Source organism: Vibrio sp. R11-SG3-ISO3-SZ, from assembly GCF_059834345.1.
Window position 1 is genome coordinate 1 of record NZ_JCBDGX010000142.1, and the last position, 9,521, is coordinate 9,521.

Below are 9,521 nucleotides of genomic sequence, written 5' to 3' on the forward strand. Positions count from 1 at the left end.
ACAAAACGCACGCTACGCCGATGCCTCCCTATATCAGGAAAACACTTACCACAGAGCAACGAGTTTCGATGCGTCCACTGGCGCTATGAGCCGAAACATTTACGATACGGACGAATCATCGCAGTCATTTGTCATTGACAACCAATTGTCCGGCTTAGTGACGGTCGGTCAGACTCAGCATAACCTGCTGTTTGGCATCGATTACCTCAAACTCAAAGGGGACTCCGTCTATCGTGAATACGCTGCAAACGCCGAGTTCTATGGATTCAATGTTTTTCGCCCCAACAACGCGCTGTTAGACAGAAACGCGTTGACAGAGGTGTATGACGAAACCCACAAGATTGAGACCGAACAACTGGGCTTCTACCTTCAAGACCAAGTTCGATTGGGCGATTGGGTACTGCTGGCGGGTGGACGCTATGACCGCTTCGAATCGAGTGATCGCAAAACCAGCACCACTGGGAGCGACACCGTCGATACGGCTGACCACCACCAATTTTCTTATCGCGTTGGGGCGTTGTATGAGTTTGACAATGGCCTTTCCCCGTTTGCGAGTTTTGCGACCAGTTTTGAGCCTGCCTCAGGCACAGACATCGACGGTAATGCGCTTGAACCTCAACTCGGTGAGCAAGTTGAGGTCGGGGTTAAGTACCAATCACACGATGGCGCGCAGAGCATGACGGCGTCTTACTTCCACATCACTAAGCAAGATGCGGTCTCTTATGACCCCAATGACCCTAGCTACCGCGCGAAGATTCAGCTAGGTGAAGTACGCTCTCAGGGCCTTGAGCTAGAAGGCCGCTGGTTGGTCACAAGCGTTTGGGATCTTAATGCGAGCTACACCTACATGGATATGGAAGTGACGGAGGATGTCGACAGTGCCTTAGTGGGAACGACGCCGATTTACGTGCCAGAGCACACGGCCAATCTATGGACAAATTACTATTTGTACGATGGCCCGTTGGCCGGCGCGCGTGTTGGCGGTGGTGTTCGTTATGTCGGTGCGATGCAAAGAGACGCGTATAACACCGGCGAAAAAGTGCCTGCTTATACCTTGGTGGATCTCTCTTTAGGATATGATCTTGGCGCAATGAGTGAGTCACTTAACGGCGCCGTGGCCAATCTTGTTGTGAACAACCTCTTTGATGAAGAGAGTTACACCTGCTATGACGACGCGAACTGCTGGTATGGTGAAGAGCGCTCGATTGAGCTCAATGTGAATTACGAGTTCTAACCGAGTTATTCCACGTTCTGGCTAACGGTGGGTTAAATCCAACAGTATCAAGCAGCCCAATTGGGCTGCTTTTGAACCAAGAAATGAATGCAAAATTGAATGCCTTAGACAGCAGCGCGCTGGATATTGAATCGCTCGATCCCTTTTTTCATGCGCTTTTTGAGAATTGCAAACACGTCACGCCCTTGTTAGATGGCAAGGTGAGTGTACCTGAGTGCGAGCAACTGTTACCCCAACAAACAGAGCAGAATCGACGTCTGCTCAGTGCGCTATATCAAAGGCTGAGTGAGCAACACACAAGCGCTGGAAATGGCTACTGGATAACCCGAACCTGGGACTTAGTGTGTTGGCAGCCAATGTTTGTGGCATTTGTTGCCGTCTACGCGTGTCGAGGGGTACCTAGATTTGACTCGATGGCACAAACCGTTGATGGTCATTGGGTCGCGGGATTTTCATTTGAGACCCAAGCGCATCAACATGGCGAGTTACCTAAATTGATTGAGCTTGCGGGGCGGACTTTGTCGGCGTTGTTTGAGGTTTACCGCCAAGACATTGAGTCATTTACCCGAATTAGACCGGGGTTTACTCAATCGCTGATGAGTGACGCACTGCTCAACTGTCTGGTTAAATTGTCACATTTTGAGCCGACTTTAACCTTAGAAGAAGCTAAAACACACGCTGAGTTATGGTTGTCGGCGTTTCAATTACGCCCTAGAGCGGCGCAACAACTCTATTTGGATGATGATGGGGCACTGAACATGCATCGCATCAGTTGTTGCCAGGTCTATAAATGTGAAAGCGGCAGCTATTGCGATAACTGCCCCAAGCGCGCGCGATCCCGCTAAGCGAGTTCGCTAAGGTACGCTTTGACTTTTTGAATGTGCCCCTCTCTGTCAAACTCGCTATGTTGCGAGGCAGGAAGGTAGTGATTTGCGTAGTACTGGTCCACTTCGTGCTCCAAAAACAGCAAGTACAGCTGCGGGTCAATATGCCCGCTAGTCGCCATCGATGTCATGATCTTGATCGACTCATCAAGTGTTTTGCCTTTTTTGTAAGGTCTGTCTGAGGAGGTGAGCGCTTCGAATACGTCCGCAATGGCCATTACGCGAGCTGGTATCGACAACTCCTCACCTTTAAGCCCCAATGGATAACCTTTGCCATCCATTCTCTCGTGGTGTCCCCCGGCAATCTCTGGCACCTGTTTCAAATGATCGGGATAGGGGAGACGATTGAGCATGTTGATGGTTTGAATCACGTGGTCGTTGATCAAAAAGCGCTCATCGTCATTCAAGGTGCCGCGCTTGATAGACAGGTTGTACAGCTCACCCTGATTAAACTTCAGTTCCCCAGGCTCAAGAACAAAGTTTTCTGACCAATGCTGCTTTGGATCAACGCCTTCACCCCAACTCACTTTATGTACTTGCTTGTCTGCGAGCAGTTTTTCTTTGGTGGGCAGTGGCGTTCTAGGGCCCGCGCGATCTTTCTCAATCCACGAGATACCCAATTGGTCATCGAGCGTGCGAGTCCACTCCTTATCGGCGATGCGCTCAAGTCTCGCTACCGCGTCGTCGGTCATAAACTCACTGCCTAAATTGCACTGTGCGACAAACTCAAAGTCATCATCAAGCTCGCGAAGGGTTCGCTCTAGCTGCGCTTGTGCCTCGGCAATCTCAACGCCGTTCGCAATGTTCTGCCAATATTCGGTGTTGGCATCGGATTTGAGCAGCTCAAAGCGCATGCGAATCTCGTGGATGCGGTCGTAAATGGTTTCAAGTTTTGTGGCTTTGTCGACCACGTATTCTGGGGTGGTGACTTTCCCACAATCGTGCAGCCAAGCCGCAAGATGAAGCGCCTCCCATTGGTCGTCTTCCATCTTAAATTCGGGGAAATAGCGGCCGTCATTGTGGGCCACCTTCGTCAGGACATTCGCCAGTTCAGGAATGCGTTGGCAGTGACTGCCCGTGTAAGGGGATTTGGTATCAATCGCCGAGGCAATTAGAGAGATAAAGCCATTGAGCATCTCCTTTTGCTGCTCAATTTGCGTGATGTTCTCTTTGGCAATTTCAGCGAAACTGAGCAGTTCTTTTAAGAAGGCGTGTTTGTCGCTCTGCTCGGCGGTGATGCGTCGTTCATAACCAAGCAGTAACAGCCCGACCAGTTTTTTATTTTTGTTGTGAATGGGGAATAGATAAATGTCCGAAGTGTAGAGACGATTGGCGATGCCCTGCAGCGCTGCTTGGTGGCGCTGTAAGTGGACGATCTGGCCTTGCTCTAGCTTGGCTTTTAGCCCGTCAATCGCATGAATAAAGGCGTTGATCTCCAATTTAAACGGGATGATGGATGTGCTGGTTGCCAGTTCGAAATCGTCTTCACTGTTACTTTTACTGGTAAAGAGCACAACGCTTTCGGCTTTAGTCAGCTGATAGCTCTGTTTACACAGGGTTTTTGATAGAAGCGCGAAATCTCGGTTACTGGCCGTGTCACGCAGTAAGGTCAACATGTCATGTAGCGTGTGCTCCATCAATTGGATAGAGGCCGTTAAGTTCGAGACCTCTTTGATGATGCTGGAGGGATAGCGCGTTTTTTTAAACTCAAAACGGGTGATATTACTGGTTAGGGTAATGAGCGTTTTCAGTGGTGTCGAAATTTTTTGCGAGACAAACCAGATGATACACAGGCTCATGACCAGCATCATGATCGCCACCTGAATTTGCTTGTCTCGCATCGAAATCAATGAACCTAGCAGGTCATCGTGCGGGGTCGCTTCCGCTAATCGAAGTTTGATGTCTTTATTAAGCATCACAGGGACAAGTGTTATCGACCATTCAAGGCCCTCACTCTCTACTGTTTTATACACCACGCCATCGGAGAAGCGGTTGAATATTGGGTCAAACACGGTTTCTCGGATAGTGTCGTGAACCTCGTCGTACCGGCTGGATTGTTCTGGGAATACGGTACCGAGATTGTGATGAGCAAGCACGTTGAACTTTCGATCAAATAGTATGAGTTTAGTATGTTCAGAGAGCGCCATTGAATGCAACTTTCGCGACAGTGAATCTAGGGTAAAGTCGGCACCGATGACAAACTGGCCATTAGCGGATCGCCTTGAAAGCGTCACACCGGTGGTTTTGAGTTCATAGAAAAAGTAAGGCTCAGTCAGCTGAATCGTGCCATCTTGGCGGGTGTTTTTAAACCAAGGACGAACGCGTGGATCAAATTGGTTATCCTGTTTAAGACGCTCAGTCAGTATCTTGAGGGATGAATCAAGGAAGTAGAGGTTGTTTTTTCCATCGACACCCATCTCATGAACCATCACTTTCGCATGGCTTGGTGCGCCAAAGCGCTCTGCGTCTGCTGCGTCCTTAAAAAGGCGGATGACGTTCATATCACCCTCTTGACTGGCATAGTACATCCCCACCATCTCAGGGTTTTTCTCGAACGTCGTCACCAGAGAGGCAATCAAGCCGCGATTTTGGTGCAACGCCATACCTCGATTGAGGCTATCGCCATTGGCAATAAAATCTAACGAAGTAAAAATCGGTGCAGTGGCACTTTCAAATGTGATTTCGAGCTTTGCGCTGTTTTCGTTTGACAGCTCTTCCGCGCTCTTGTTGAGCAGCCCTTGTGAATGCTGGTAACTGGTGAACACCAGTATGATCGCAGCGATTGACGTTAGTGCCAAAAAGAGACTGGTGATGTGAATGGTCAGGGAATACCGGCGTTTCTTCATTCAATTTATCCGCTTAAATACAATACCTTATAGCTCTAGCGTAGACCTATATTGGAGTTCCTGCTTCAAAACTGCGTTTTGTAGGTAATGATTCGTCGTGCCAGATCTCACTTTGTAGTGGAGTACGCCGTGCCCTATCAGGGAGACGCTTTGATGTAGGCTTTCACCTTCTGAATATGCGCCTCACGATCAAACTCACTGATTTGCGAAGGGTGAAGGTAGGCGCTGGCGTATTCTTGATCGATCTGGTGCTCTAAAAACAGCAGATAAAGCTTAGGATCGATATGACCGCTGGTGGCCATCGAGGTCATGATATTGATCGACTCGTCCAGCGTCTTGCCTTTTTTGTAAGGTCGGTCTGATGAGGTCAACGCCTCGAAGACATCGGCAATTGCCATCACCCGAGCAGGCACGGAGAGCTGCTCGCCCGTCAAGCCAAGTGGATAGCCTTTACCGTCCATTCGCTCATGGTGTCCACCGGCAATTTCAGGCACTTGTTGCAAGTGTTCTGGGTAGGGCAGACGGTTCAGCATAGTGATGGTTTGTATGATGTGATCGTTGATGATGAAGCGCTCTTCATCGTTGAGCGTGCCTCGGCGAATGGATAAGTTGAATAGCTCGCCACGATTGTATTTCAGCTCGCCGGGATCGAGAATGAACGCTTGTGCCCACTGATCTTTTGGGTTGACACCCACCCCCCAGCCCACCTTATGTACGGGCTTATCGGCGAGCAGTTTCTCTTTGATGGGCAGTGGCGTAGGATCTCCCGCGCGTTCGCGTTCTATCCAGGAGGTCCCAGCTTGATCATCTAAGGTACGTACCCATTCGATTTTCGCGATCTGCTCCAAGCGTTCAATGGCTTCGTCGGTCATGGATTCACCACCTAAGTTGCACTCTGCGACGAAGTAGAAATCGTCATCCAACTGCTGGTGGCGCTGAGTCAATATTTGTTCTGCCTTTTCTTTCTCCTCACCATTGAGAATCGATTGCAAGCAGTCAACTTCAGCCTGCACTTTCAATAGCTCAAAACGCATTCTGACTTCATGGATTCGGTCATAGATGGTTTCGAGCTTGGTGGCTTTATCGACCACATATTCTGGCGTGGTCACTTTGCCACAATCATGTAACCAAGCGGCGAGATTGAGCGCTTCCCATTGATCTTTGCCCATTGAAAAATCGGCAAAATAGCGTTTATCTTTGTCTGCCACTTTGGTCAACAAGTTTGCCAGTGTTGGGATGCGCTGACAGTGTCCGCCTGTATAAGGCGACTTTGTATCGATAGCCGATGCAATCAGGGCGACAAACGCATTGAGCATCTCTTTTTGTTGCTCCATCTGCGTGATGTTTTCTTTGGCAATTTCGGCAAAGCTTAACAGCTCTTTTAAAAACGCATGTTTATCACTCTGTTCAGGGGGGATGGGGCGTTCGTACCCCAACAACAAAATGCCGACCAATTTCTTGTTTTTGTTGTGCATTGGGAAGAAATAGATATCGGTGTTAAACAGTGATTCGCTGTATTTTACGATGGCGTTGTCCCCACGGGTGAGATGGATAATTTCGCCTTTCTCTAAGTCTTTCTGCATCCAGGGGGTGTTTGAGAGGAACTCGTTGATATCGACTTTGAACGGGATAATCGCGTGATTGGCGGCAATCGAGAAGGAAGCGTCCTTGTTGTCCAGTGTATAGAGCACGATGGTTTCCGCTTTGGTGACCATATAGCTTTGGTGAGTAATGGTCTTCGCCAGCAGGGAAAAATCTCGGTTACTGGCCGTTTCACGCAGTAGACGAAGTAAGTCATGCAGAGTATGTTCCATCAGCTCAATGGATTTGGTGAGATTGGCTACCTCTTTGATCACACTCTTAGGGTAGCGGGTCTTTTTAAAGTCGAAGCGTGCGATGTTGCTAGTCAGAGTGACCAGCGTCAATAATGGATTGGTAATGCGTTTAGACACGAGCCAGATGACCACAAAACTGACAATCAGCATAAAGATTGCCACTTGTACTTGTCTGTCTCGCATCGAAAGCAGCGAAGCGAGAATATCATGTTGTGGGATGGCTTCGGCAAGCAGCAGTCGCGTCTGGTTGTTTAACTCGACGGGAGTTAAGGTCACGGACCAATCAATACCGCCGTTTTCGAGCGCCTCATAGATGATTTGCGATGACACACGGCCCAGAACTGGCGCAAACACACTCTGTTCCAGTACGCCGTTGATATCAGATTGAGTGACGGAGTCGCTTAGTTCGGGCAACGTTACTTCTAATTGGTGGTGCGCTAAGACATTGAATTGGCTATCGAGTAACAGCAGGCGTGTTTGTTCAGAATACCCCATGGTGCTGACTTGTTGAGAGAGGGAGTCTAGAGTGAAATCCGCGCCAACAACAAATTGGCCGTCGGGCGATCTTCGTGACAACGTCACGCCGCTGATTTTAAGAAAGTAAAAAAAATATGGCTCCGTTAAGCGAATATCACCGTCTGAGCTTGCGTTGACAAACCAAGGTCTCACTCGAGGATCAAAATCGTTGTCATTGTTTTCAATCGATTGGATCAAAACATGGCGACCGTTTAAGAAATGGACATCGTTTTTACCGCTGACGGCCATCGAGTTAATCATCAATGTTGCTTTATCAGGGGCATCAAAACGCTCACGGTCCGCATTGGTGCGAAGTGGACGAAGGACATTGAGATCTCCCTGTTCACTGGCGTAATACAAGGCGACCAATTCTGGGTTGCGCTGAAAGATGATCGCGAGGGATGCGATGAAGCGGGTTTGGTCAACCGGTGCGTCGGCCGACTCAATCACTTCACTCATCGACATGAAATCTAACGTGGTCAGGATAGGCCCTGCGCGATTTTGGAAGGTGGTCTCCAATTTAGCGCCATTTTCACTGCTGAGCTCCTTGGCGCTCTCGGTTAATAAGTCTTGAGAGTGCTTATAGCTGATACCGATAAGTACCGCGCCCACGAGCGTGGTCAACACCAAAAACAGACTCGTAATGTGGATGGACAGTGAATAGCGGCGTCGACTCATGAAGTTCCCTCTATAAGAATTCTTTTAAGTATTAGCCAATCTGCGAAACATGCAAAAAAACGTCGTGAGTTTGCTCATTTATAACTCGCAACACTTTTCCTATTTCACCCCTTAAACCATCGCTTACAATGGCGTTTTAAATCCAATAAGTAGAATAAAATGAGAAAGTTAATAGCAGCGCTGAGTTTGTTGGTTGCGTGCCAAGTTTGGGCCTCGGGCGGCGATCTCAAGGCCGTGATGAAGCAAATGAAAGTGGAGTTTCGTCACGCGGCGCAAGCCAGTGATGTGGTCGAGATGCAAACTGCGGTTGGGGCGCTCACTTCGCTGGTGGAGCAAGCTAAGCAAGGCGAGTACCCACCCGAGAAAGTGGAGGTGTACCAAGAAGGTTTTCAAGCGCTATCTCAAGCGCTTGGGGAGGTACAGCAGTCATTGGGAAGTGGCGATCTTGTCCGCGCTAAGACACAGTTGAAACGCGTCGACGAGCTTCGCATCGAATATCACGACAAACGCAACCCAAGCATCTGGAGTAAGTTGTTTGGCTAACGCGCTAATTTCTCTTTCAGTGCGTCGCTGACATAATCGATGAATGCCCGCAATCTTGCGGGCATATACTTGGTTTGCGGGTATTGCATCGCCACCGCGCCATGGTAGTTACTCTTTATCGTCCACTCGGGCAGCACCGCGATGACCTCACCACATTCAATCGCATCCGCGATGACGAAATCGTGAAAAATCCCGATTCCAATCCCTTGTTTGACTCCATTTAAACGCATCTGCGAATGATTGACGGCGTAGCGTCCGCTCACGGCAACGGAGTGGTATTCGTCCTCTTTGAAGAAATCCCAAACGTGGTCTTTGTCGGTTTCAGCCAAATAGAGACAGCTGTGGTTCGCGAGCTCAGTTGGGTGCGTCGGCACGCCATGTGCGCTGAGATAGTCCGGGCTCGCGCACAATTGCAGGTGTGTTTTCCCCATCTCTTTGAGGACCAAATTCTCATCCGGTTTGTCGGTCAGTTTGAAAGCGATGTCAATGCGATCGCGCAATAAGTCTATTTCGCCATCGGCGGCGCGCAGTTTGAGCTGAATATCGGGGTAGGCTTTTAAAAAGGGCGCCACAAATGGTTGCAAGACCGAGTTAAGAAACGCCTCTGGCGCCGCGACCACAAGTGGCCCTGTGGGCTCACTGTGATCAGAGCTCGACAAGTCCACCGCCTGGCGAGCGGCATTGACCATCACAATCGCTTGGTCATAAACCTGTTGCCCTGTAGGTGTGATGATCAATGAGCGTGTGGTTCTCTCAAACAGCTTGGTCGAGAGTGATTTTTCTAGCCTAGTCACCAATTTACTGAGCGCAGAAGGGGTGACGCCAAGTTGCTTGGCGGCCGCGGTGAAGCTGCCCTCCTCGACAACAAGAATAAACGAGGCTAAATCTGGCAGTAGTGTTAGTAGTCGGGTATCAAACAAGATCAAGAACTCGGTGTAGCAGCGATGACCGCTAGTGTATCAGAGCGTGATTGAGCGCTGAACCA

The 9,521-nt window shown here is 49.3% G+C and carries 6 protein-coding genes; 3 read left to right on the plus strand and 3 right to left on the minus strand.

What is annotated here, in order from left to right; translation table 11 throughout:
- Together AC6R1O_RS16545 and AC6R1O_RS16550 are read left to right on the plus strand one after the other, a co-directional pair.
- On the plus strand, positions 1–1,234 hold a 1,234-nt coding region (locus AC6R1O_RS16545; RefSeq protein ID WP_500657422.1), incomplete at its 5' end, for a TonB-dependent siderophore receptor.
- 83 nt (positions 1,235–1,317) lie between these two features.
- A complete protein-coding gene (locus AC6R1O_RS16550; protein WP_500637719.1) occupies positions 1,318–2,079 on the plus strand; it encodes a siderophore ferric iron reductase in 762 nt (253 codons plus the stop codon).
- Here AC6R1O_RS16550 and AC6R1O_RS16555 read toward each other — a convergent pair.
- Positions 2,076–4,964, minus strand: coding sequence for an HD domain-containing phosphohydrolase (locus tag AC6R1O_RS16555; protein ID WP_500637718.1), 2,889 nt, complete (start codon positions 4,962–4,964; stop codon positions 2,076–2,078). The genes AC6R1O_RS16550 and AC6R1O_RS16555 overlap by 4 nt on opposite strands.
- A 137-nt stretch (positions 4,965–5,101) precedes the next feature.
- Entirely contained in the window at positions 5,102–7,993 is a 2,892-nt protein-coding gene (locus AC6R1O_RS16560; protein WP_500657423.1) for an HD domain-containing phosphohydrolase, read from the minus strand.
- A 159-nt stretch (positions 7,994–8,152) separates the two neighbouring features.
- Between AC6R1O_RS16560 and AC6R1O_RS16565 the strand changes: the two genes are divergently transcribed.
- Complete coding sequence (locus AC6R1O_RS16565; RefSeq protein WP_500637717.1) at positions 8,153–8,536, plus strand: cytochrome b562; 384 nt, start codon at positions 8,153–8,155, stop codon at positions 8,534–8,536.
- Here AC6R1O_RS16565 and AC6R1O_RS16570 read toward each other — a convergent pair.
- Positions 8,533–9,456: a LysR family transcriptional regulator gene (locus AC6R1O_RS16570; RefSeq protein WP_487901587.1), complete on the minus strand. Its 924-nt coding sequence runs from the start codon at positions 9,454–9,456 to the stop codon at positions 8,533–8,535. The genes AC6R1O_RS16565 and AC6R1O_RS16570 overlap by 4 nt on opposite strands.
- Between the last annotated feature and the right edge of the window lie 65 nt (positions 9,457–9,521).